This is a genomic window from Endobacterium cereale (assembly GCF_009617585.1).
Classification (GTDB): Bacteria; Pseudomonadota; Alphaproteobacteria; order Rhizobiales; family Rhizobiaceae; genus Neorhizobium; species Neorhizobium cereale.
Map to the genome: position 1 here is coordinate 20,215 of NZ_WIXI01000032.1, position 24,422 is coordinate 44,636.

Consider the following 24,422-nt stretch of genomic DNA (forward strand, 5'->3'; position numbering starts at 1 on the left):
AGTTACTAACAATATGTTAACTTGGCATATCGCCGCGTATCTGGCGAAGGTGCTCCCAGGGTTCGTTCATGTCCGCTGTACAGTATCCGTTTATCGACATTGCCGTTCATCCGCGCATCCGCGCGCGCCTTTCCGGCGGCGAGGCAATCGTCATCTTTTCACCCGACATGAAGCTTGCGCTGTGGGCAAACGGGCGTGGCGCCGAACTGTTCGGCCATGAAACCATCTATGATTTTCTGGATCACGGCGCCGAGCCACTGGATCTTTCGTTTCGCCAGGCGGAAGCGGCCGCGCGCGGGCTGAAAAACAATGGCGACAGCCGGCCTTTCCTGATGCGCGTGACCAATGGTTTCCAGCGCACCGCAGTGCAGGCAACCTGCGAAATCATCACGATCGGGCAGGATCGCGCGATCCTGGTCGCCGCTCCGTCCACCGACGCAGCGATGTCGACCGCACAATGCGCCGCGCGCATGATCGAAGGTTTCGACGATACAGATACGCACCGTGCCGTACTGGACCAGAACGGCCAGGTTCTGGCCGCTTCGCCCCGATACGCTTCGCTGAACCTGACACCGCATACGGCCCGCATGCTCGTCAACATGGCCACCGTCCACATTGACGGATTGGTCAAGAGACCTGTTCCGACCCGCGCCGGTTATCTGCCGGCCGCGATGGGCAAGGTGTCCGAGATGCCGGCCATGTACCTTCTCTTCATCGTCGAACCGGATGCAGGATCCGCCGACATCATACCGATGGAAGCCCCTGAGGATGACGTCGAGAGCGAGCGCGCCGCTGCCCTTTCGGCCAGCGCAGCCCCAGTAGAGGCCGCATCCGAAACCATCGGGCACGAAGCACCGGCCGCAGCCCCTTCCGACATTGAGGAAACGACCCCGGCGCTTGAGGACCTCGCATCCCCTGCTGCCGATGACTATGCCGACACGCTCGATGCCCTGGCGGGCATTGATGAGGTGGATGACGAACCGAGTGAGGAAGCCGAATTCGAGCATGCGAAAACCGCGCCGACCGGTACGGAGCAGGCCATGGCCAATGTGCGGCAGGCCCTGCTGGACAACATTGGTTCTGAACACACCGCAGGAAAAGATGACGACACCGTAACCGCGGAAGCGGAAGCGGAAGCGGAAGCGGAAGCGGAAGCGGAAGCGGAAGCGGAAGCGGAAGCGGAAGCGGAAGCGGAAGAAAATCTGCCCGCAGCCGGGCTTGCAACAGAAGAAACGACTGTCGAGGCGGAAAGCGTCGAGCCTGTGGAAACGGCCGAGACGAACAAGGCAACCGAAGTCGCGCTGCAGCTCACGCCCGCACCGATGTTCGGCACGGCGAGAACTGCCGAAAATTCCGAACCCTTCATCTTTTCGTCCGACATGCGCGCCACGCGTTTCGTCTGGAAGATCGATGCCGAAGGTCGGTTCAGCGAGGTTTCCAGCGAATTTTCCCGCGTCGTCGGCCCGCATGCGGCCGATATAAACGGGCTGGCCTTTTCCGATCTGGCGGCGCTGTTCAACTTCGATCCGGACGGCAAGATCACCGAACTCCTGCGCAAACGCGACACCTGGTCGGGCAAGACCATCTGGTGGCCGATCGAAGGAACGACGCTGAAGGTGCCGGTCGATCTGGCAGCCCTGCCAACCTATACGCGGTCGCGTGAATTCGACGGTTTCCGTGGTTTCGGCATCGTGCGTGTAGCCGATGTGGCGGAAGACCCGCTGGCGATTGGCATCACGCTGGTGCCGACCCCGGAAACGGACGAAAACGACATGATCCCGGACGAGATTGTCGACGACATCGACGATCTGACGGCACCGGTTTCGACGGAGACGAGCGCGCCCCTGTCGGAGGCTGAAGAAGACGAGATCACGACCTCCGAAGACGCCGATTCGGGCGTCGCGGAAACTTCCAACGTGGCAGAAAACGACATTGCCGGGGCGGAAGATGACGCGGAGATCGCCGCCACAGAAGACATGACTGTCGAGGCAGACAGCACTTTCCTGCCGGAGGAGGAAAAGCCTGCGCTTCGCCTCGTCGAGACACCTTCTCGCCGCCAGTCCGACAAGGTCATCCAGTTTGAGGAGCACCGCTTCCGCAATGACGCGCTGACGCCCGGCGAAAAGGCAGCCTTTGTGGAAATCGGCCGCCGTCTGGACCCGCACCCGCAAGAGGATGAGGCCGAGGACATTGAGACGGCTGCCACGCCTTACGCCAATGAAAATGACCCGCGCGAAATCATCGATACGGATGAACAGTCCGAAAACACTATTGACGAGGCTCCAGGCGTAACCGACGGCCCGGTTGTTGACGGCACTGATGACATCGACGCCGCCGATGACATCGAGGATATTGCCGACGAGACCGATGTTGCGGAACAGGGCAACGAGGAAACGACATCGGACGCGCTGCCGCTGCTCGATGAAGTGGTGGCAGACACCGACGAGACTGATCAGATCGACGCCGAGGACGAAGCGGAAGAGCCGCAAACCTATGCGGACATCATGCCGATGCGCGCCCGGCTTGGCCTCAACGCTGATATTCTCGACCAGATGCCGGTGGCGCTGATCGTTCATGCCGGCGACACGCTTTATCACGCCAATGCCGAATTCCTGCGCCTGACCGGTTACGACTCCCTGCAGCAACTGGAGGAACTCGGCGGTCTGGACGCTCTTCTTCAGCGCGACGAACTGGAGGCAAAGACGTCGGAGGCCGGCGGCATGGTTGTGGTGCGCGCCGACGATACGCTGGTTCCCGTCAGCGCCCGCCTGCAGTCGATCCGTTGGGAAAACTCCACTGCGCTGATGTTGGCCCTGATGCCGGTCTCCGGCACAATATCAGGGACAGGCGTCGCAGTTCCCACCACTGCTCAGCCCCTTGCCGAGGCCGTGGAAGATGCAGACCTCCCGGCCGTTGCAGCCGAAGTTTCACGCCTGCAGGTGGAAGTGGACGAGCTGCGCTCGATCCTCGAAACCGCGACGGACGGCGTTGTCATCATTGGTTCCGAAGGCGATGTGCGCTCGATGAACCGGGCCGCAAGCGCGTTGTTCAACTACGACAATGACGAGACGGCCGGTCGGCCCTTCGTCATGCTGTTTGCTCATGAAAGCCAGCGCTCGGTCATCGATTATCTCGGCGGCCTGTCCGGCCACGGCGTTGCCAGCGTGCTGAACGACGGGCGCGAGGTGATCGGTCGCGAAGCCGGTGGCGGGTTCCTGCCGCTGTTCATGACGATCGGCCGCCTGACTTCCTCAAATGGTTATTGCGCCGTCATTCGCGACATCACCGCCTGGAAGCGCACCGAGGAAGAGTTGCGCAATGCCAAGCGCTCCGCGGAAACAGCCAATGCCCACAAGAGCGATTTTCTGGCCCATGTGAGCCACGAGATCCGCACGCCGCTCAATGCCATTATCGGTTTCGCAGACATGATGGCGACCGAACGTTTTGGACCGATCGGCCATCCGCGTTACATCGAATATGCCAATGACATCGGGCGCTCCGGTCGCCATGTGCTCGATATCGTCAACGACCTCCTCGACATTTCCAAAATCGAGGCGGGCGAAATGGATCTCGAATTCGAGGCGGTCGGGCTGAACGAAACCGTGTCGGAAGCCGTATCGCTGATCCAGCCGCAGGCTAACGGACAGCGGGTCATCATCCGCACCGCACTCTCACAGGCCGTGCCGCAGGTCGTCGCCGATCTGCGCTCGATCAAGCAGATCGTGCTCAACATCCTGTCAAACGCTATCCGGTTCACCCCCTCGGGCGGGCAGATCGTGGTGTCGACGGCGTTCGAGGCCAATGGCAGTGTTATCATGCGCATCCGGGATACCGGCGTCGGCATGACCCGATCCGAACTGGAACTGGCGATGAAGCCTTTCCGGCAGGTGACGGGTGCTGCCCGCAAGCGCGGTGACGGCACCGGTCTCGGTCTGCCGCTGACCAAGGCAATGGTGGACGCGAACCGCGCATCCTTTGCCATCTCCTCGACGCCTAACGAGGGGACACTGGTGGAGATTACCTTCCCCTCGCCGCGCGTCCTGGCAGACTGATAATTTGCAAACCGGGCAAAAAAGAAGGCAGCCGAAGCTGCCTTTTTATAAGTTGATGCTGCGATCCCAACGACGGGAAAAAAGTATCTAACGGAGACAGGGAGCACCGAAACCGGCGACATTCCACTTTTCCGTTCGCTGTTAACTTTGCTCCAACAGGTTTTAACAACTGGTAAATTTTCCCATTATTCGCCAGGTAAAAACCGCATTATACGACACAAGATCACTTACCTCCCACAAAGAGACAACAAAACGTGTATCCGGCAGCCCTTCATGCCAATTCGGAACACATCACAAGCGCAGTTCCGGGAGCTCGACGAAAAGGTCGAGCGCTTCGGGATTGGCAAGGGCATCCCTGTTTTTAACGGCACGGCCATGCACGACATCGCGCACTGCAAGTTCGACAATCTTGCCCGACTTGGTGCGGGGAATATCAGCGACGGCAACGATTTTCGCCGGGACATGGCGGGGCGAAGCTCCGTCTCGGATGCCTGACCGGATTCTTGCCTGCAGCGCCTCGTCCAGAAACGAACCGGACGCAAGCCGCACGAACAGAACCACCCGCACGTCATCTTGCCAATCCTGGCCGATGCAGAGCGCCTCGACGACCTCCTCCATCTGCTCGACCTGATTGTAGATTTCCGCCGTACCGATGCGCACCCCGCCGGGATTGAGCGTGGCATCGGAACGGCCGTGGATGACCAGTCCGCCATGCTGCGTCCATTCGGCGAAATCGCCATGGCACCAGATATTGTCGAAACGCTCAAAGTAGGCGGCGCGGTATTTTGCGCCATCCGGGTCGTTCCAGAACATCACCGGCATCGACGGGAATGCCTTGGTACAAACCAGTTCTCCCTTTTGGCCGCGTACCGGATGGCCGGTTTCGTCGAACACATCCATCGCAAGGCTAAGACCCGGCCCCTGTATCTCGCCGCGCCAGACGGGTTTGAGCGGATTGCCCAGCACGAAACAGGAGACAATATCGGTGCCGCCGGAAATCGAAGCCAGGTGCACATCCTCCTTGATGCCCTCATAAACGAAGGAAAATCCCTCGGGCGACAGTGGCGAGCCTGTGGAGGTGATCATGCGCAGATGAGAAAGATCGTGTGTGTCCTTCGGCGTGAGACCGGCCTTGCGGACGGCATCGAGATATTTCGCCGAGGTGCCGAAGATCGAGAAACGCTCATCTTCAGCAAAATCGAACAGGACGTTACCGTCCGGTGCAAAGGGTGAGCCGTCATACAGGCAAAGGGTTGCCCCTGAAGCAAGGCCGGAAACCAGCCAGTTCCACATCATCCAGCCGCAGGTGGTGAAATAGAAAAGCCGTTCGCCGGGCCTCAGCCCACAATGCAACTGCTGCTCCTTGAGATGCTGCAACAGCGTGCCGCCCGCCGAATGGACGATACATTTGGGAATGCCGGTCGTGCCCGAGGAGAACAGGATATAAAGCGGATGGGCAAATGGCAGCGGCTCGAAATGCAGTTCCCGGGCTTCAAAGGGCTCAATAAAAGCGGGAAGCGTGTGACCGTCTGCAAGCGATGCCGCCAACGCTTCGGCATCCCCGGCATAAGGCAGGACTAGAACCGCAACATCCAACTGCGCGGCAACCGCACCTACCTTTTGCGAAACATCCTGCAGCTTGCCGTTATACCAGTATCCATCGCAGGCAATGAACAGTTTCGGTTCTATCTGGCCGAACCGATCGAGCACGCCCTGAACGCCAAAATCCGGCGAACAGGATGACCAGATGGCGCCGATCGATGCGGCAGCGAGCATGCAGGCGACCGTTTCCGGCATATTCGGCAGCATGGCGGCGATGCGATCACCCCTGGTTATGCCCATGGCACCAAAAGCTTGCTGCAGACGCGACACCGAAGCGGCAAGTTCATCCCATGACCAGCGGGAACAAATCTTGTCTTCGCCGCGAAAGATCAGCGCAGGCTCGACACCACGTCGCGACAGCAGGTTTTCTGCAAAATTGAGCGTTGCTTCTGGAAAGAAACGCGCCTCGGTCATATGGCCTTCATCGATGAGGACCGGGCCCGGCCGCTGCCCGCGAACCCCGCAAAAATCCCAGATAGCCGACCAGAAATCCGCGCGCTCGGCAATCGACCATTCGTGAAAGTCGTCCGGACCATCATAACGCCGATCATATCGCTCGGCGCACCAGTTCATGAAGTGCGCCAGAGGTGCTTGTGAAAGCGCATCCGGTGCCGGTGTCCATAGAGGTTGCTGCGATTGCGACATGAATGAAGTCCTCCCACTTCCACCCCACATTAACATAAGCCAACTCGCGGGAAAGGCGCGTTCGCCAGCTGATTTGCATGGTCGCCGGATTTCCGCTAACGAAGGCCACAACATTGCCGAGGCCCCGAGATTGCGAAGCCATGGGCGCTTCGAGGAAAGCATGTTTCGATCGCTGATCCATTCGCTCAAGACGAGAAAACGATACCGGCGGGCCGCCATGGTGCTTGTGGGCGGTACTCTTGCGCTCGGGCTGGTGTCGCAGGTTGCAGCTCCTTATCTCATCTCCACCACGCTGGTACGCAATGGCATGGAAAATGCCGTGGAAGGATGGTTCGGGCATGAAGCGACCATTGGCGGCGACCCGGAACTACATTTCTGGCCGCGCCCTCACATCATCCTGAAAGATGTTTCCATTCGCGAAACGGAGGATCCGGCGTCGCGCCTGATTGCCCAGGTGGACGGGCTTTCGGCATCGTTTGAACTGTTTCAAGCCTTTCGGGGCCGACTGGTTTTCCAAGATTTCGAGCTGGTGCGGCCGAAGCTTTTCTCTATCCGGCAGGCTTCAGGCGATATCGACTGGTCGATGGATGGATTGCTCAATGATGCCGTGCAGACGGTCAAGCGCAATGCTGGCAATCCAGCTATCGATGACACGCTGAATGCGGCTATTGGCGAGGTCACGGTCGAAAACGGCACGATCGAGATCGCGACAGCCGATGGTGAACACAAGACAACCGTGACTGCCCTCAATGGAACCGTGGAATGGCCACGGCTTTCCGCAGCGATATCCTCCCGCCTGAGCGGCACGCTGAACGGCAAGACCTTTACGCTTGCCCTTTCCGCGCCACAGCCATTGACGCTTCTGTCCGGCCGCAATTCCGAGGCCGACATGTCCATCAATTCAGACCTCTTTTCTGCCCAGTTCAGCGGCACCGCCAATCTGGCAAACTATGCATTTCTGAGCGGCGCGTTCAGCATGGCGACACAGCGCATGCCGGAAATTCTGGACTGGCTCGATATCCGCGTCACCGGGCTGGACCGACTGCAAAACCTGTCGCTCAACGGACAATTGATGACGACCGGCAATACGCTGCGTTTCGAGCAGGTATCGCTGCAGGCCAACGAAGCCTCCGCCACCGGCATCATGGACCTTCAGGCGCCGGAGGGTGGTCGCGCGCGGTTGACCGGCACGCTTGCCTTCGACAAGCTGAATTTCTCCGCGATCATTTCGGCGTTGTCGCCTGGACCACAGGCATCAAGCCAGGATGATGTGACGCCAGCTGCTCTTCTCAGTGACCTTCTCGACCTCGACCTGCGCCTTTCATCCACCGAGGCTCAGTTGGGGCCGCTGCCGCTGCGCAACGCCGCCGTCAGCATGATCAGCACCCGCCAAATGGCGCGCGTGGACCTCGTCGATTCCAGCATCGACGACGGCCGCCTGACCGGGCAGATCAGCGCACCGGAGGGCCGCATCAATGATAGCGCCGATCTTCGCCTTTCGCTGCGGGATGTCGATCTGGCGAGCGTGGCGCGCCGGCTCGGCGTCGATACGCTCATTCCGGAGGCCAATGGGTCCGCCGAATTGGCCCTGCATCTGAAGAAGCCTCTCGGGCTTGCCTCGACAAGCGACCTGTCGGGATCATTGCGGCTCAACGCCCGCAACGGCCGGATTACAGGGCTCGACCTTTCGGCAATCAGGCGGCTTGCGACACAATCGGCTTATTTCAGCCTCAAGGATGCCAGCGAAGGCGAGCTTTTCTTCGACCGTCTGGATATTTCGGCAACCATTGCCGATGGCGTGGCCGAGCTTGGCGAAACGCGGCTGGATGGGCCAAACGACCTGATCGTGCTGAGCGGCCTCGTGCCTCTCGAAACGCAGGATCTTGCGCTTTCAGCCAATATCTACGCCAAGACCGGCGGCACGCCTTCCAGCGATCCGCTGATGATGTTCATCGGCGGCGCATGGCCAGCGCCGGTGTTTTGGCCGATGGCCGACCAGACACCACAACCCCAGCAATAATAATCAGCCGGCTGCTGCCGCGTGCTCGTCGCGCTGGCGGCGGACTTCGTTGCGCTTGGTGGCAATCGATGCCGCGATCACGCCCAAAGCCACAAGCCCGATCAGGATGGTGCAGATGGCATTGATTTCCGGCGTGACGCCGAGACGCACCTGCGAATAGATCTTGATCGGCAGCGTGGTGGCACCCGGGCCGGTGTTGAAGCTGGCGATGACCAGATCGTCGAGCGACAGCGTGAAAGCCAACATCCAGCCCGCCAGCACAGCCGGCAAGATGAGCGGCAGGGTGATATGGAAAAAGGTTTTGACCGGCGGGCAACCGAGATCGAGTGCTGCCTCTTCCAGAGAACGGTCAAACGTCAGAAGCCGCGACTGCACGACGATCGCCACGTAGCACATCGAAAAGGTCGTGTGGGCGATGATCACCGTCCAGAAACCGCGATCGACATTGAGCGACACGAACAGCAGCAGCAGCGATAGGCCGGTAATGACTTCCGGCATGACCAGCGGCGCATAAATCATGCCCGAAAACAGAAAACGTCCCGGGATTTTGCGGAACCGCACCAGCGTGAGTGCGGCGAGCGTGCCGAGCACGGTGGCGATGGTGGCGCTGATGACGGCGACGCGGGCGGTGACCCATGCGGCATCCATCAGCCCCTGGTTCGACCACATCTGCTGGTACCAGACAAATGAAAACCCACCCCAGACGGTGACCAGACGCGAGGCGTTGAACGAATAGATCACCAGAATGATGATCGGGATGTAGAGGAAGGCGAAACCGAGGGTCAGAACGGTCGCGTCGAAACGGGAATTCTTCATGGTCTCATCCCGCCTTCTGTTGCTGGTTCTGGAAATAGGCGATCGGGATGACCAGCACCGCCAGCAGGATAACGGCAATTGCCGAGGCAAGCGGCCAGTCGCGATTGTTGAAGAACTCGGTCCACAGCGTCTTGCCGATCATCAACGTATCGGCACCGCCGAGAAGATCCGGAATGACGAATTCGCCGGTGATCGGGATGAAGCAGATCAGCGAGCCGGCAATCACACCCGGCAGGGACAGCGGGAAAGTGATACGCCAGAACGCTTTCCAAGGCGGGCAACCGAGATCGCTTGCCGCCTCGAGCAGCGTGTTGTCCAGCTTTTCAAGCGCCGCGTAAAGCGGCAGCACCATGAACGGCAGATAGGAATACACGATGCCGATAAAGACGGCATAATCGGTGCGCAGGATCTGCACCTGTTCATCCGGCCCCATGAGACCGATGCTCTGGAACAGCAGGGTCAATAGGCCTTCCGGTTTCAGAATGCCGATCCAGGCGTAAACGCGGATCAGGAACGACGTCCAGAACGGCAGGATGACCAGCATCACGAGGATCGGCCGGATCGAGGTTTTTGCCCGCGCCATGGCCAGCGCCATCGGGTAACCGATCAGCAGCAGGAGGGCCGTTGAGATGGCGGCTATTCGCAGCGAGTTGAGATAGGATTTGATGTAGAGGCTGTCGCTGGCCAGAAACTCGTAATTCTCGAAATCGAGAGCTGAGAAAAATTCGCCGAATTTGCCAAAGCCTTCGAAGACCGGCGTGTAGGGCGGCATGGCGATGGCCGTATCCGACAGCGAAATCTTGGCGATGATGACAAACGGCGCGGCGAAAAACAGCAGCAGCCAGAGATAGGGAACGGCGACAACGAGCCAGCGTGCCGGATTGCGGCGGCTGGGATCGGCGATGACCGGTTCCTGTTTGGGCTGTGGCTGTGGGGAAAGCGTATCGATCGCCATGACGCCCTCCTTCAGCGGGTCAGAACGAGGCCGGCATCGCGCGACCAGTTGACCCAGACACGGTCACCGAATGTGAGCGGGCGGTCGACGAGACGCTGGATGTTGGCCTGTGCTGCGCGAATGATGCGGCCATCGTCGAGTTTGACGAGGAAGAGCGAAAAATCGCCTAGATAACCGATGTCGTAAACTTCACCTGCACCGGCATTCACTGCGGTTTCGGTGGGCGGATCGATGCTGAGGCGCACCTTTTCCGGGCGGATGGCAAACGCAACGCGGTCACCCGTCGATGCCGGGCATTCCTGATCGACAACGACCTTCAAGCCATCGCAATCGAGCATCACGCCACCGGTGGCAGCGCCCTGATTGGAAACCACGGCACCTTCGATGATGTTGATATCGCCAATGAAGTCGGCGACGTAACGGCTGTTCGGCGCCTCGTAGATTTCCGCCGGTGTCGCCACCTGCATGATGACGCCCTTGTCCATCACCGCGATACGGTCGGACACGGTCATCGCCTCTTCCTGATCGTGGGTGACGATCAGGAAGGTGAGGCCCAGCGTATGCTGCAGATCGGTTAGTTCAAACTGGGTTTCCTCGCGCAGCTTCTTGTCGAGCGCACCGAGCGGTTCATCCAGCAGCAGCACCTTCGGCTGCTTGGCGAGCGAACGGGCGAGCGCTACGCGCTGACGCTGGCCACCGGAGAGCTGCGACGGCTTGCGTTTGGCAAACTGTTCAAGCTTCACCAGTTTCAGCATTTCTTCGACGCGGGCGGCGATATCGGCCTTGGGCAGATTGTCCTGCTCCAGACCGAAGGCGATGTTCTTTTCGACCGTCATATGCGGGAAAAGCGCGTAGGACTGGAACATCATGTTTGTCGGGCGGCGATAGGGCGGCACGCCGGCGAGATCCTTGCCCTGCAGCAGGATGCGGCCTTCGGTCGGTTCCTCGAAACCGGCCAGCATGCGCATCAGCGTGGTCTTGCCGCAGCCGGATGGGCCGAGCAGCGCAAAAAACTCGCGCTCGTAAATATCCAGCGTCAGGTTGTCGACGGCGGTGAAGTTGCCGAATTTCTTGGTGATGTTCTCAAAACGAATGAAAGGCACCGATGCAGGATCGGTCCAGGGAGAAAATTTGCGCTTAACCGGCCCGAGTGATTTCGCCATGCCTGTCCCCATTCGTTTTGTCGTTCGCCAACCATTGTCAGGCATTTTCGGGAACGGGCGTTTTTTTGCGCCCGTTCCCGGTTTCATCCGGTCAGTTGCCGGTCTTGATCTCGGTCCAGACGCGGTTCAGAACGCGCTGTTCCTTGGGGCCGTAAGGCGAGATCGCAAACAGCTTCTTCATGACGTCTTCCGGCGGATAGACGGCAGGATTTTCAAGCACTTCCTTGTCCACGAACTTTTGCGAGGCAAGGTTGCCGTTGGCGTACTGAACATAGTTCGATGACTTGGCGATGACTTCCGGCTTCATCATGAAGTTGATGAATTCATGCGCTTCGGCAACGTTCTTGGCATCGGCCGGAATGGCGAGGTTGTCGAACCAGACATAGGTGCCTTCCTTGGGGATGACATATTCGACATTGACGCCGTTCTTGGCTTCTTCCGCGCGGTCCTTGGCCTGCAGGATATCGCCCGACCAGCCGATGGTGATGCAGGTATCGCCGTTTGCCAGTTCATCGATGTAAGCGGACGCATTGAAGGTGCGAACCGACGGGCGGATTGCCTTGTAGACATCGCCACCGGCCTGAAGATCGGCGGTTTCCTTGCTGTCCGGATCCTTGCCGATGTAGTTCATGGCAATCGCGAAGGTCTCGTCCGACGCATCAAGAATGTTGATGCCGCAGGATTTCAGCTTGGCGGCGTTTTCCGGCTTGAACAGAATATCCCAGCTATCAACCGGCACGTCGCCCAGCGCTGCCTTCACCTTGTCGACATTGTAGCCGATACCGGTGGTGCCCCACATGTAGTTGACGGCATATTCGTTGCCGGGGTCATACTTGGCCAGACGCTCGGACACTTCCGGCCACAGGTTGGTGAGGTTCGGCAGCTTCGACTTGTCGAGCTTCTGGAAGACGCCGGCCTGGATCTGGCGGGCAAGGAACGGGCCTGTCGGGGCAACGACGTCATAACCCGAACCGCCGGCCAAGAGCTTGGTCTCGACCACATCATTGTTGTCGAACACGTCGTAAACGACCTTGATGCCGGTTTCCTTGGTGAATTCGGCCAGAACCGATTCATCGATATAATCGGACCAGTTGTAGACGTGGACGGTGCGTTCCTGCGCAAAGGCGGTGCCGGCCATCAGCGCGGTTGCGGCAGCGGCGGTCAGAAGACGAAGCAGATGCGGTCTCATGAGTTCTCCTGTTTATGAAGGCTGGCCGTTCAGCGCGCCAAACCTTGTTTCCCTCTTTATGCGTTTGTTTTGTGCAAGAGTATGAAGGAACATCTCTACCCACAAGCAAAAAGCTGCATTGCAGCAAAGACTTCTCAATATATCGGGCGGGCAATCAGCGAAAATCGAAGGCGCTGAGGCCGGTCGCCATTTCATCGAGCCCCAGAGGCCGCGTGACCGGCGGCTCGGCGCGGGAGAGACAACCGCGCCGTTCACACAGGCGACAGGCGGTGCCGGCCAGCACGTTTGCCCCCGGCCGGTTGGCCGCTTCGCCATAAACCGTATCCCGCGCCGCCTCGAAATCGCAGCCGATCAGGATGGCGGTACGACGCACGCGCTCGTTGAAACCGGCCTGCGGTCCTTCAAGCGTGCGACAGACCGTGAGATACCCGGAACCATCCGGCATTTCGACACGATCGACCAGAATTTGGCCCGGCTGCGCAAAGGCCGCATGCACGCCGAGCTTGGGACAGAGACCGCCGAATTTGGCATGCGGATATCCTTGCGCACCGGCCCGGCGCAGGCGATTGCCGGCATTATCGATCTCGAAAAGGAAGAACGGCAGGCCGGATGCACAGGGCCGGGCGAGTGTGGCCAAGCGGTTTGCCGCCTGTTCGAACGACACATCGAAGCGGGCACGCAGCACGTCGATATCGTAGCGGGCGCGCTGGGCCGCAGAGAGGAAAGCACTGTAGGGCATCATCAATGCGTGGGCGGCATAACGCGCCAATTCGAAGCGGGCGATGCGCTTGACCTCGCCACTGGAAAACGAGAGGTCTTCCAGTTCGGCGGCGACCGCCTCCCCCAGCGCCAGCAGCGATACTTCCATGGCGATCTCGCGCAGGCGGTCATGCGCGGACAAACGCTCGGACAAAAACAGCCGCAGCGAATGGCGATCGTAACGACGTTTCAGGTCGGGCATGACATGCACAGGCAGGGAGCGCACAACGATGCCGTGGCGGGTTTTGAGCCATTCTTGTAGCGACGTGACGAGATCATCGCCGGTAGAGAGTTCCGCAACAAAAGCCTCTGCCGCGTCCTCGATACGGGCGAAAAAATTGGGGCGATGTTCGAAACGATCCCGCACCTCATCGGCCGGCAGGCGCGTGGCGGCCATGCCGGTCTCGTGACCTTCGCGCGCCAACAGTTCGGCAAGGTCGGAAAGGCGTGCGGCCTGTTCGCGGTAGGCCCGATATAACTTCAGAATGCCGCCGGCCGTATTGGGTGCAGCATCGGCCATTTCGACCAGTTCCTGATCGCCCGGCAATTCGCCCGCCAGCAGCGGATCGCGAAACACGTTTCGCAACTCACCGACCAAAGCGCCATCATCGCTTTGCAGCGCTTCAAGATCGATCTTGTATGTGGAGGCCAGCCGCAACAGAAGCTGCACGGTGAGCGGCCGCTGGTTGCGCTCGATGAGGTTGAGATAGGACGGAGATATCTCCAGCCCCTCCGCCATCGCCGCCTGTGTCAGTTCCAGCCCCAGCCGGATGCGCCGGACTTTTGGCCCCGCAAAAATCTTTCGATCCGCCATTCGCTCTCCTCCCAAAGAAGCAACCAGCACAAAATTTACAAACATTGACAAAGCCACGTTCGACTTTGTCAACAACAGTACATCTCGACCCTTTTACTGCGACAACACTGCGGATTTGATTAGATACAATTCCTCACCTTCTGTAAATTCCTTGACATCGGACAAGTCACCGATAGCCAAGGGAGTGAGGCATGACTGATTTTTACAATATCGTTCCGACTGCACCGCAAAACCGTTACAACGGCATCGAGCGCCCCTATTCCGCCGAGGATGTGAAGCGGCTGCGCGGCTCGGTGACGATCCGGCATTCATTGGCAGAGGCTGGCGCCAACCGGCTCTGGTCGCTTCTGCACAGCGAAGATTTTGTCAATTCGCTGGGCGCCATGACCGGCAATCAAGCCATGCAGCAGGTGCGCGCCGGGCTGAAGGCGATCTACCTCTCCGGCTGGCAGGTCGCGGCCGACAGCAATACCGCCTCTTCCATGTATCCTGACCAGTCGCTTTACCCGGCCAATGCAGCGCCTGAACTGGCACGCCGCATCAACCGAACCTTGCAACGCGCCGACCAGATCGAGACGGCGGAGGGCAAGGGTCTTTCGGTCGATACATGGTTTGCACCGATCGTTGCCGATGCGGAGGCAGGTTTCGGTGGTTCGCTCAATGCATTCGAGATCATGAAGGCCTTTATCGAGGCAGGCGTTGCCGGTGTGCATTATGAAGACCAGCTGGCGTCCGAAAAGAAATGCGGTCATCTGGGCGGCAAGGTGCTGATCCCGACGGCGGCCCATATCCGCAACCTCACCGCCGCGCGCCTTGCCGCCGACGTCATGGGCACGCCGACACTGGTGATTGCCCGCACCGATGCGGAGGCGGCCAAGCTGCTGACGTCAGATATCGATGAGCGCGACCAGCCGTTTGTCGATTACGATTCCGGCCGCACCGTCGAGGGGTTTTACCGGGTGCGCAACGGGCTTGAGCCGTGCATCGCCCGTGCCGTGGCCTATGCGCCCTATTGTGACCTGATCTGGTGCGAAACGTCGAAGCCTGATCTGGAGCAGGCCCGCAAATTTGCGGAGGGCGTGCACAAGGTGCATCCCGGAAAACTGCTGGCCTACAATTGCTCACCATCGTTCAACTGGAAAAAGAACCTCGATGACGCGACGATCGCCAAATTCCAGCGGGAACTGGGGGCGATGGGCTACAAGTTCCAGTTCATCACGCTGGCCGGTTTCCACCAGCTGAACTTTGGCATGTTCGAATTGGCGCGCGGTTACCGGGACCGGCAGATGGCTGCCTATTCGGAACTGCAGGAGGCCGAGTTTGCCGCCGAGGTTCATGGGTATACCGCCACCAAACACCAGCGCGAGGTCGGCACCGGTTATTTCGATGCCGTGTCGGTGGCGATCAGCGGCGGGCTTTCGTCCACCACCGCGATGGGTGAATCCACCGAACATGCGCAGTTCCGGCCGGCGGCGGAGTAGCCGCCACTGCGAAGTCAAAAACTACAGAGAGGAGATATATCATGAACATGCACAACCCGATCACCCAGACAACGCCGATCCAGACCCACGTCAAGGAACGTGCCGAGGAACAATCCTCCACCATGAGCTTCGAGCAGCAGGCGGCGATTCGGTCGCTTGCCAATGATCTGCATCGGCTGAACCATTCGGTCATGAAGGCGGTCGAGGCCGGGGTTTCGGTCGAACTCGTCCGCTCTGCCCGCCATCACGGCGGTGATGGGCAATGGGGTGATCTGCTGATCCCGGTCGTTGTTGCCCGCAGCAACTGACAGGGTGCTCGACCGGGCGGAAGACATGCCCGAACGCTTCACCCGAAATGCCAAAGGCCGGGCGTGCCGGCCCGGCCTTTGGTCGATCAATAAAAGCCCGAGATATCAGGCGGCGTAACGCTTATGGCCCGCGCCGTGATCGGCTTCGATGCGGAACTGCTGCACGAGCATCATCAGCTGGTTGGCCTCTTCGGCCAAAACATGGCTGGCCGTGCTGGTTTCTTCCACCATCGCGCCGTTCTGCTGGGTCATCTGGTCCATGCGGTTGACCGACTGGTTGATGTCCTGCAGCGCGGCCGACTGGTCGCGGGCAGCGGTGGCGATGGTTTCCACATGCTTGCTGATGCCGGTGATCTGCTCGCTGATGGTCGCCAGAACCTGGCCGGTCTGCTGCACGAGACCGGCACCATTGCTGACCTCGTTGCTGGACTGGTTGATCAGTGTCTTGATCTCGCGGGCGGCATCGGCCGAACGCTGGGCAAGTTCACGCACTTCCTGGGCAACGACGGCAAACCCCTTGCCTGCTTCACCGGCACGTGCGGCTTCGATGCCGGCGTTGAGCGCCAGAAGGTTGGTCTGGAAGGCGATATCGTCGATCACCTCGATGATCTGCTCGATCTTCTTCGAAGCTTCCTCGATGCGGTCCATGGCTTCGATGGCATTGTTGACGACAGTGCCGGAACCGTCTGCGTTCTGCTTGGTCTTGGCCACGGCATCGTTGGCTTCCCGGGCACGCTCAGCTGACGAGCGGACGGTGACGGTAATTTCGTCGACGGCGGCGGCGGTTTCTTCCAGCGACGCGGCCTGGTTTTCCGTGCGCTTGGCAAGGTCGGCAGACGACTGGCTAAGTTCGCCACTGTTACGCTGGATGGCCAGCGTGCTTTCACGGATGCGCGACAGCGTATCGCGCAGACGCTCGATCGAGCCGTTGAAATCGACGCGGAGCTGTTCGAGACGGCCCGTAAAGGCGCGGTCGATCTTGACCGAAAGATCACCCTGCGACAGGCGGGACAGTGCTGCACCAAGTTCGGTGACGGCAAGGTTGATCTGGTTGTCGACTTCCAGCTTTTCGGCGTCGTTGCGACGGCGGTCGGCATCGGCGCTGGCGCGGTCGTCAGCGCTGCGGGCTTCGATCAGGCGCTTCTGGCGGGCATTGTCGCGGAACACTTCGAGTGCGCGGGCAATGTTGCCGAACTCGTTGCGACGGTCGAGATAAGGCACGTCGGTATCGGTGCCTTCCGCCATGGTGCGGATCGTACCGGTGAGCACGCTGAGCGGCTTGACGAGATGACGGATGGCGATGAAGCCGAGAAGACCCATGGCGACGAGAGCCAGCAGGCTGGTCACGGCCATCTGGGTGACGGCGGCGGACAGCTGGGCAAAATAGACTTCCATCGGAATGCCGATGAACATGACGCCGGTAACGGTATTCGCCTTGTCCTTGATCGGGAAATAACCCGTCATGAAATCGCGACCGAACAGTGCGGCCTGACCGAAATAGGGTTGGCCGGCAGCCAGCGTCTTCTGGGCCGGATGATCGGCAGCAAGCTTGGTGCCGACGGCGCGTTCGCCCTTCTCTGTCTTCACGTTGGTGGAAACGCGGACATAATCGCTGCCGTTCTTGCTGAACACAGTGGCGACGCCGCTGATGGACTCAGCGGTGCGGTCAACCAGCGAATGGCTCTTGAACTCGATCGGGCCGGCGCTGGTGATGCCGGTGACTTCACCGTCCTTGACGGCAATGTCGGCACCTTCAGCTTCAACCTCATACAGAACGCCCATGGCGCGCACAGCACTATGCGCATCTTCCACGGCATTGCCCATGATATCGGAACGCAGGTTCAGATAAGTCATTCCCGAAAGAGCGGAAATCGACACGAAGACAAGGAAAAGACAAAGACTGACAATCCGTGCGACCACGGATGACGGCAGAAAGTTTAACATACGGCGACCCCCAAATGCGAAATACCAGTAGTAATTTGGGGGCTATTTAAATCGAAATGCGTAAAAACTTACTGAATCTGCGTTTTGCCATTAAGGCCGCAGAAATCTAAATTGGACAATCCCAATTTTGGTTCAGTGTAAATCCGGCGATGCTCAATTAGATCGTCCAGATCATCGATGTATCTGATAAAACATAACGTCTATATTAGACGTACATCACAACAGATGTGCAATCGTCAGCAATGCAACAGTTGCGCTTACAGTAATAATGCCCAGACGCAGCTTGATATCTGCGGCGGCTTCAGTCTTTGCAATGGCGATGGCACGAGCACGACGACGGTTCTGCATCAAGATAATCCCGACTGGAGGGGTTTCGGCCATCACCTGAGCGACGACCAGCGCTTGGCACAAGATAAGAATCCATGACTGTGCGCGCATTAAGGCAGGATGTCGCAGGCTTATTAAAAAGTGCTAAAAGATATCGCCTGCATCAGAACAGTTCAGACAGCGCCTCGCCGCAGGCATGGCCGGATGCCCAGGCCCACTGGAAATTGTAACCGCCCAGCCAGCCGGTGACATCGACGCATTCGCCGATGAAATAGAGACCGGGCACATTCTTGGCCTGCATCGTTTTGGAATCGATCTCCGATGTATCGATGCCGCCGATCGTGACTTCCGCCGTACGATAACCTTCGGAACCAGCCGGGACGATGGTCCAATCCTGCGCGCCCGCCGCCAAAGCTTCGAGCTTGCGATCACCCTGATCGGCCATCTGCCCGGTCATGCCGGCGTTTTCGGTCAAAAACTGCGCCAGACGTTTCGGCAGGATTTCGCCCAGCACCGTCTGCGCCGCCTGTTTGCCATTGGCCTTGCGACCTTCCTTCAGGCGGGTGGCAATGTCGATATCCGGCTCGATCGACAGTTTGATCGCATCCCCTTCCCGCCAATAGGACGAGATCTGCAGAATGGAGGGACCGCTGATGCCGCGATGGGTGAAGAGCAGAGCCTCACGAAACGACGTTTTGCCGTGTTTGACTTCAGCGTCGACAGCAATGCCGGACAGCGGCGACAGTTTTTCGAGAAGTGTCGGATCAAGCGTCAGCGGCACAAGACCGGGGCGTGTTTCGGTAACCTTCAGACCGAATTCGGCGGCGATGCGATAGGCAAAACCCGTTGCGCCCATTTTCGGGATCGACTTGCCGCCGGTGGCGATGACCACCGCGCCTGCCTCTACCATGCCGCCAGTGGTCGTTATGCGAAAACCGTCCGGGCCTTTTTCAACAGTGGAAATTTCTGTCTTCAGCTCCAGCGTTGCGCCGACCGCCCGCATCTCGTCGAGCAGCATGTGGATGATGTCCTTGGCGCTGTCGTCGCAGAACAATTGTCCGAGGGTCTTTTCATGCCACGCGATGCGATGCTTTTCGACAAGATCGAGAAAATCGCGTGGTGTGTAACGCGCCAAGGCCGACTTGGCGAAATGCGGATTGGCCGACAGATAGTTTTTCGGGGTCGCATGAATATTGGTGAAATTGCAGCGGCCGCCGCCGGAAATGCGGATCTTTTCGGCAGGGTTCTTGGCGTGGTCGAGCACGAGCACGCGCTTGCCGCCCTGCCCGGCGCGGATCGCACACATCAGCCCGGCCGCACCGGCACCAAGGATCACCACGTCAAATCTGCGGGCCAAAACAAAAACTCCTGAAACGAGCGGCGTTTCTGTTGCGATCACGTCCCGGTGTCAATGCCGATCGCGGTATTGATCGACAACTCACCTATCGCCAATTGCCACAAGGTGACTATTATAGAGTTCCCGACCAACGCTTCCGGTGAGCCATGCCGCCCAAGAAAAAGCCGACGCCTTCCGCCCCCAAGCCCAAAATCCCGGCCTCCGTTCTGGAATCCCGACGCGGGGTAAAATCCTGGCAGGAAGCCGCCGCATGGCTGAAAGTGCGCGGCATCGAGGATGTCGAATGCATCACGCCCGACTTGGCCGGCGTGCCGCGCGGCAAGATGATGCCGGCGTCGAAGTTCACCAGCAACACCTCGCTGGCTCTGCCATCGGCTCTCTACCGCCACACGATTTCGGGCGAATACCCGGATGAGACCGGCAACTTTCGCTATGACAGCCGCGACAGCGACATCAAGCTGGTGCCGGACCTTTCGACGCTTTCCGTCGTGCCGTGGGAAAGCGACCCGACGGCGCAGGTGATTTGCGACATCGTCGGCGCCGACGGCAAGAACGTGCCCTACACGCCGCGCAACGTCTTGAAGCATGTCGTCAAACTCTATTCGGATCGCGGCTGGAAACCGGTCGTCGCGCCGGAAATCGAGTTTTATCTCGTTGCCGTCAATGAAGACCCGGATTATCCGCTGCACCCGCCGAAAGGCCGTTCGGGCCGTTCGATCTCCGGTGGCCAGAGTTATTCCATTGCCGGTATCAACGAATTCGACGAACTGATCGACGATATCTACCATTTTTCGGAAAAGCAGGGTCTGGAGATCGACACGCTGATCCATGAGGAAGGTCCGGCGCAGCTGGAAATCAACCTTCGCCATGGCGATCCCATCCAGCTGGCTGACCAGGTGTTTCTGTTCAAGCGCACCATTCGTGAGGCGGCGCTGAAACACGGCATCTATGCCACGTTCATGGCGAAGCCGATGCAGGGCCAGCCGGGGTCTGCCATGCACGTTCACCAGTCGGTGGTCGATATCAATACCGGCCGCAACATCTTCTCCAACGAGGATGGTTCGCCGTCCAAGGAGTTTTTCCACTTCATCGGCGGCATGCAGAAATTCGTGCCCAGTTCGCTGGTGATGCTGGCGCCTTATGTGAATTCCTACCGCCGCCTGACGCCAGACATGGCCTGCCCGGTCAACAATGCCTGGGGTTACGACAACCGCACCACCGCTTTCCGCGTGCCGGTGTCCGATCCGTCTGCACGACGTGTCGAAAACCGCCTGCCGAGTTCGGATGCCAATCCCTATCTAGCGCTGGCGGCGTCACTCGGCTGCGGCCTGCTCGGCATCACCAAGGAAATCCAGCCGACCGAACCGACATCGGACACCGCCAATGAAGGTTCGATCGAACTGCCGCGCGGCCTCTTGGAAGCACTGGCGCTTCTGGAAGGCGAGCCCGCCTTCGAGGAGGTTTACGGCTCGGAATTCATCAATATCTATGCCGGGGTCAAACGCGGCGAGTTCGAGACATTCATGCAGGTGATCAGTCCCTGGGAACGTGAATTCCTGTTGCTGAACGTTTGAAGGAGACGGCATGACCGCATGGCAGAGCCCGATCGCGCCCGGAATTTCATGGTATCAGGTGTCTGCCGGCGAGCGCCCCACCTATCCGGCGCTTGACGGATCGAAGAGCACGGATGTCGCGATCATCGGCGGCGGTTTTACCGGCCTGCAGGCAGCCTATTGTCTGGCGTCTGCCGGCGCATCGGTGACGCTGATCGAGGCCTGCCATTTCGGCGATGGCGCATCCGGCCGCAATGGCGGGCAGCTGGGCACCGGCCAGCGCTGGTGGCCGGAAGAGCAGGAAGAGACGCTCGGGCTGGAACGGTCCCGCGCCCTGTTCGACATGGCCGAACATGCCAAGCGTTACCTGCTGGATTTCGCCGACAAGCACGGCATCGACATGGAATATGTGCAGGGCCACATGTGCGTGGCCCACAAGCCGGGCCACGACAAGGAATACCGCGCCAATGCCGAGATTGCCGCGACACGTTACGATTACCCTTACATTTCCTACATGGACAAGGCCGAGACCGCCGAGCGGCTCGGCTCCAGCCATTACCATTGCGGCATCTATGATGGCGGCACGGGTCATATCCATCCGCTGAAACTGCTGATCGGCCTTGCACGCGTGGCCGCCGCAGTAGGAGCCGCAATCCACGAAAACACACCGGCAAAATCGATCTCGCAGTCCGGCGGTAAAACCCTGATCGAAACGCCGACCGGCACGATCACCGCCAATCGCGTGCTGATCGCCACCAATGCCTATATCGGCAATCTGGAACCGGTAACGGCAGCGCATGTCATGCCGATCCGCTCCTTCATCGGTGCGACCGAACCGCTCACTGCGCATCCGACCATTCTTGCCGGCAATGAATCGGTCGCCGATTCGCGTTTCGTGGTGCGCTATTTCCGCAAGTCGAAGGATGGGCGCCTGCTGTTCGGCGGTCGCGAAGCCTATACGGCCGATAGCCCGCGCGACATTTCCAGCCATATCCGCCGGCAGATCGCCGAGATTTATCCGGCGCTGAACAATATCGAGATCACCCATTCCTGGGGCGGTTCGGTGGGCATCACCCTCACCCGCCAGCCTTTTGTGAAAGAAGTGATGCCCGGCGTGATGTCGGTGGGCGGTTATTCCGGCCATGGCGTCATGCTGTCAAATTATTGTGGTAAGCTTTATGCAGATATGACACTCGGCAAATCGACGGAGCTTTCCTATCTTGCCGATCTGGACGTTCCGGCCTTTCCGGGAGGCTCGCGCCTGCGGGCTCCGCTCCTTTTCCTCGCCCTGACCTGGTACGCCTTGCGCGACAGGTTCTAGGGCAAATCGTCACCCTGGCCCATTTCGGGCTAGCGCTTTTAAATCGATTAGATTATGACCCCTATCAACAACGCGACTTCGAGAGAATTAGGTATGAGCAGCCAGATCATCCCAGTTGAGCCCTTCGATTGCATCGTCTTCGGCGGCAGCGGAGACCTTGCGGAGCGAAAGCTTCTTCCGGCACTCTATCACCGCCAGATCGAGGGTCAGTTCACCGAACCGACGCGGATTATCGGCGCATCGCGCAGCGCGCTTTCCCATGAAGATTACCGCAAGTTCGCCAAGGACGCTCTCAAGGAGCACCTGAAAAAGGGCGAATATGACGAGGCGGAAGTCAAGAAATTCTGCGAACGCCTGTTCTACGTGTCCGTCGATGCCAAGTCCGATCAGGGCTGGGATGTGCTGAAAAAGCTGCTGGACGAAGGCAAGGACCGCATCCGCGCCTTCTACCTCGCCGTGGCTCCGGGCATTTTTGGCGCGATCTCCGAAAAGATCCGCGACCACAAGCTGATCACGCCAAAGACCCGCATCGTTGTCGAAAAGCCGATCGGCCGCGACCTCGCGTCGGCGCTGGTGCTGAACGACACGATCGGCAAGGTGTTCAAGGAAGAACAGATCTACCGTATCGACCATTATCTGGGCAAGGAAACCGTCCAGAACCTGATGGCGCTGCGCTTTGCCAACGCGCTTTATGAGCCGCTGTGGAACGCCAACTATATCGACCACGTGCAGATCACCGTGGCCGAGGCTGTCGGCCTTGAAGGTCGCGCCGGTTATTACGACACGGCCGGCGCACTGCGCGACATGGTGCAGAACCACATCATGCAGCTGCTTTGCCTTGTTGCCATGGAAACTCCGTCCTCGATGAATTCCGAGGCCGTGCGCGACGAAAAACTGAAGGTTCTGCGCGCGCTGAAGCCGATTACCGCCGACAATGTCGAGCAGATGACGGTGCGCGGCCAGTACCGCGCCGGCGCTTCCGCTGGTGGCCCGGTCAAGGGATATCTGGAAGAGCTGGAAGGCGGCGTTTCCAACATCGAGACCTTTGTCGCCATCAAGGCCGAGATCGGCAATTGGCGCTGGGCCGGCGTTCCCTTCTACATCCGCACAGGCAAGCGCCTGACGGAGCGGATGTCGGAAATCGTCATCACCTTCAAGCCGGTGCCGCACAACATTTTCGACACCGCAGCGGGCCGCATTTCGGCCAACCAGCTGATCATCCGCCTGCAGCCCGATGAAGGCGTGAAACAGTCGCTGATGATCAAGGATCCGGGTCCGGGCGGCATGCGCCTGCGCAACGTTTCGCTCGACATGAGCTTTGCCGAAGCCTTCAACGTGCGCTCGCCGGACGCTTACGAGCGCCTGCTGATGGACACGATCCGCGCCAACCAGACGCTGTTCATGCGCCGCGACGAAGTGGAAGCGGCATGGGAATGGGTCGACCCGATCCTCAAGGGTTGGGACGAAACCGGACAGGTCGCGCAGGGTTACACCGCCGGCACCTGGGGTCCGAGCCAGGCCATCGCGCTGATCGAGCGTGACGGCCGCACATGGCACGAGGGCTGAGGCATGGCCGGTAATCTGCACGAATTTCCTGATCCCGAAACGCTGGCACACGAGCTTGCCATCGACGTGGCAACACAGCTGACCGTGGCGATTGCAGTGCGCGGTTCGGCTTCGATCGCCGTCTCCGGCGGCTCGACGCCAAAGCGGTTTTTCGAGGCGCTGTCGGAACAGGACATCAACTGGGCAAAGGTAACGATCACGCTGGTGGACGAACGTTTCGTATCCGCCGACGACGAGCGTTCCAACCATCGTCTGGTGGCGACGCATCTTCTGAAGGGCAATGCGGAAGCAGCGACATTCGTGCCGCTCTACCAGCCCGCGACGACCGCCGAGGAAGCCGCAAAGATCGCGACGGAAAAGACCTCCGGCTTCGGAAATCCTTTCGATGTCGTCATTCTCGGCATGGGTGGAGACGGTCACACCGCCTCCTTTTTCCCGAAGGGCAACAACCTGGCTAGGGCGATCGACCCGGAAGGTCCGCGTGGCGTTCTGACCATGCAGGCCGAAGGTGCGGGCGAAGAGCGTTTGACCTTCTCTTACACCAGCCTTG

General features: G+C 59.4%; 17 protein-coding genes. 8 read left to right on the forward strand and 9 right to left on the reverse strand.

Annotated elements, in window-relative coordinates; genetic code table 11:
• Window positions 1–68 precede the first annotated feature (68 nt).
• Window positions 69–4,052, forward strand: a complete 3,984-nt coding sequence (locus tag GAO09_RS05115; protein ID WP_153352972.1) for a PAS domain-containing sensor histidine kinase — start codon at window positions 69–71, stop codon at window positions 4,050–4,052.
• Window positions 4,053–4,343: 291 nt separating this feature from the next.
• On the opposite strand, the gene GAO09_RS05120 is transcribed toward GAO09_RS05115, so the two are convergent.
• A complete protein-coding gene (locus GAO09_RS05120; RefSeq protein WP_153352973.1) occupies window positions 4,344–6,299 on the reverse strand; it encodes an acetoacetate--CoA ligase in 1,956 nt (651 codons plus the stop codon).
• Window positions 6,300–6,459: 160 nt separating this feature from the next.
• Between GAO09_RS05120 and GAO09_RS05125 the strand changes: the two genes are divergently transcribed.
• The gene (locus tag GAO09_RS05125) at window positions 6,460–8,319 is read left to right on the forward strand and encodes an AsmA family protein (RefSeq protein ID WP_209018616.1); all 1,860 of its coding nucleotides are present in this window, start codon (window positions 6,460–6,462) and stop codon (window positions 8,317–8,319) included.
• 3 nt (window positions 8,320–8,322) lie between these two features.
• On the opposite strand, the gene GAO09_RS05130 is transcribed toward GAO09_RS05125, so the two are convergent.
• The 5 genes from GAO09_RS05130 to GAO09_RS05150 all read right to left on the reverse strand — a co-directional run bounded on the left by GAO09_RS05130 (window position 8,323) and on the right by GAO09_RS05150 (window position 14,015).
• Entirely contained in the window at window positions 8,323–9,135 is an 813-nt protein-coding gene (locus GAO09_RS05130) for an ABC transporter permease (protein WP_153352975.1), read from the reverse strand.
• Between the two features lie 4 nt (window positions 9,136–9,139).
• Window positions 9,140–10,090: an ABC transporter permease subunit gene (locus tag GAO09_RS05135; protein ID WP_153352976.1), complete on the reverse strand. Its 951-nt coding sequence runs from the start codon at window positions 10,088–10,090 to the stop codon at window positions 9,140–9,142.
• An 11-nt stretch (window positions 10,091–10,101) separates the two neighbouring features.
• The gene (locus GAO09_RS05140) at window positions 10,102–11,253 is read right to left on the reverse strand and encodes an ABC transporter ATP-binding protein (protein ID WP_153352977.1); all 1,152 of its coding nucleotides are present in this window, start codon (window positions 11,251–11,253) and stop codon (window positions 10,102–10,104) included.
• A gap of 91 nt (window positions 11,254–11,344) precedes the next feature.
• Window positions 11,345–12,442, reverse strand: a complete 1,098-nt coding sequence (locus GAO09_RS05145) for a polyamine ABC transporter substrate-binding protein (protein WP_153352978.1) — start codon at window positions 12,440–12,442, stop codon at window positions 11,345–11,347.
• A gap of 154 nt (window positions 12,443–12,596) precedes the next feature.
• Window positions 12,597–14,015, reverse strand: a complete 1,419-nt coding sequence (locus tag GAO09_RS05150; RefSeq protein ID WP_153352979.1) for a helix-turn-helix domain-containing protein — start codon at window positions 14,013–14,015, stop codon at window positions 12,597–12,599.
• Window positions 14,016–14,206: 191 nt separating this feature from the next.
• Between GAO09_RS05150 and aceA the strand changes: the two genes are divergently transcribed.
• Complete coding sequence (gene aceA / locus GAO09_RS05155; RefSeq protein WP_153352980.1) at window positions 14,207–15,496, forward strand: isocitrate lyase; 1,290 nt, start codon at window positions 14,207–14,209, stop codon at window positions 15,494–15,496.
• Window positions 15,497–15,537: 41 nt separating this feature from the next.
• Complete coding sequence (locus tag GAO09_RS05160; protein WP_410769478.1) at window positions 15,538–15,804, forward strand: SMc00767 family acetate metabolism repressor; 267 nt, start codon at window positions 15,538–15,540, stop codon at window positions 15,802–15,804.
• A gap of 105 nt (window positions 15,805–15,909) precedes the next feature.
• Here GAO09_RS05160 and GAO09_RS05165 read toward each other — a convergent pair whose 3' ends face one another.
• The 3 genes from GAO09_RS05165 to GAO09_RS05175 form a co-directional block, all read right to left on the reverse strand.
• Window positions 15,910–17,748: a methyl-accepting chemotaxis protein gene (locus tag GAO09_RS05165; RefSeq protein ID WP_153352981.1), complete on the reverse strand. Its 1,839-nt coding sequence runs from the start codon at window positions 17,746–17,748 to the stop codon at window positions 15,910–15,912.
• 216 nt (window positions 17,749–17,964) lie between these two features.
• Window positions 17,965–18,159, reverse strand: a complete 195-nt coding sequence (locus GAO09_RS05170) for a hypothetical protein (protein WP_153352982.1) — start codon at window positions 18,157–18,159, stop codon at window positions 17,965–17,967.
• Window positions 18,160–18,238: 79 nt separating this feature from the next.
• Window positions 18,239–19,432 (reverse strand): BaiN/RdsA family NAD(P)/FAD-dependent oxidoreductase, encoded by a 1,194-nt coding sequence (locus GAO09_RS05175; protein ID WP_153352983.1) that lies wholly within the window; start codon window positions 19,430–19,432, stop codon window positions 18,239–18,241.
• A 146-nt stretch (window positions 19,433–19,578) separates the two neighbouring features.
• Between GAO09_RS05175 and GAO09_RS05180 the strand changes: the two genes are divergently transcribed.
• The 4 genes from GAO09_RS05180 to pgl form a co-directional block, all read left to right on the forward strand.
• Window positions 19,579–21,006, forward strand: a complete 1,428-nt coding sequence (locus GAO09_RS05180) for a glutamine synthetase family protein (protein WP_153352984.1) — start codon at window positions 19,579–19,581, stop codon at window positions 21,004–21,006.
• A 10-nt stretch (window positions 21,007–21,016) separates the two neighbouring features.
• Entirely contained in the window at window positions 21,017–22,306 is a 1,290-nt protein-coding gene (locus GAO09_RS05185) for an NAD(P)/FAD-dependent oxidoreductase (protein ID WP_153352985.1), read from the forward strand.
• A gap of 93 nt (window positions 22,307–22,399) precedes the next feature.
• Window positions 22,400–23,872, forward strand: coding sequence for a glucose-6-phosphate dehydrogenase (gene zwf / locus GAO09_RS05190; protein WP_153352986.1), 1,473 nt, complete (start codon window positions 22,400–22,402; stop codon window positions 23,870–23,872).
• Window positions 23,873–23,875: 3 nt separating this feature from the next.
• Window positions 23,876–24,422: 6-phosphogluconolactonase (pgl, locus tag GAO09_RS05195; RefSeq protein WP_153352987.1), on the forward strand; the 547-nt coding region annotated here is incomplete at its 3' end.

Coding starts and splice junctions, on each gene's coding strand:
- GAO09_RS05185 (WP_153352985.1), top strand. CDS start 21,017: ATGACCGCATGGCAGAGCCCGATCGCGCCCGGAATTTCATGGTATCAG.
- GAO09_RS05115 (WP_153352972.1), top strand. CDS start 69: ATGTCCGCTGTACAGTATCCGTTTATCGACATTGCCGTTCATCCGCGC.
- zwf (WP_153352986.1), top strand. CDS start 22,400: ATGAGCAGCCAGATCATCCCAGTTGAGCCCTTCGATTGCATCGTCTTC.
- GAO09_RS05150 (WP_153352979.1), bottom strand. CDS start 14,015: ATGGCGGATCGAAAGATTTTTGCGGGGCCAAAAGTCCGGCGCATCCGG.
- GAO09_RS05165 (WP_153352981.1), bottom strand. CDS start 17,748: ATGTTAAACTTTCTGCCGTCATCCGTGGTCGCACGGATTGTCAGTCTT.
- GAO09_RS05135 (WP_153352976.1), bottom strand. CDS start 10,090: ATGGCGATCGATACGCTTTCCCCACAGCCACAGCCCAAACAGGAACCG.
- GAO09_RS05125 (WP_209018616.1), top strand. CDS start 6,460: ATGTTTCGATCGCTGATCCATTCGCTCAAGACGAGAAAACGATACCGG.
- aceA (WP_153352980.1), top strand. CDS start 14,207: ATGACTGATTTTTACAATATCGTTCCGACTGCACCGCAAAACCGTTAC.
- GAO09_RS05180 (WP_153352984.1), top strand. CDS start 19,579: ATGCCGCCCAAGAAAAAGCCGACGCCTTCCGCCCCCAAGCCCAAAATC.
- GAO09_RS05160 (WP_410769478.1), top strand. CDS start 15,538: ATGAACATGCACAACCCGATCACCCAGACAACGCCGATCCAGACCCAC.
- GAO09_RS05130 (WP_153352975.1), bottom strand. CDS start 9,135: ATGAAGAATTCCCGTTTCGACGCGACCGTTCTGACCCTCGGTTTCGCC.
- GAO09_RS05120 (WP_153352973.1), bottom strand. CDS start 6,299: ATGTCGCAATCGCAGCAACCTCTATGGACACCGGCACCGGATGCGCTT.
- GAO09_RS05140 (WP_153352977.1), bottom strand. CDS start 11,253: ATGGCGAAATCACTCGGGCCGGTTAAGCGCAAATTTTCTCCCTGGACC.
- GAO09_RS05145 (WP_153352978.1), bottom strand. CDS start 12,442: ATGAGACCGCATCTGCTTCGTCTTCTGACCGCCGCTGCCGCAACCGCG.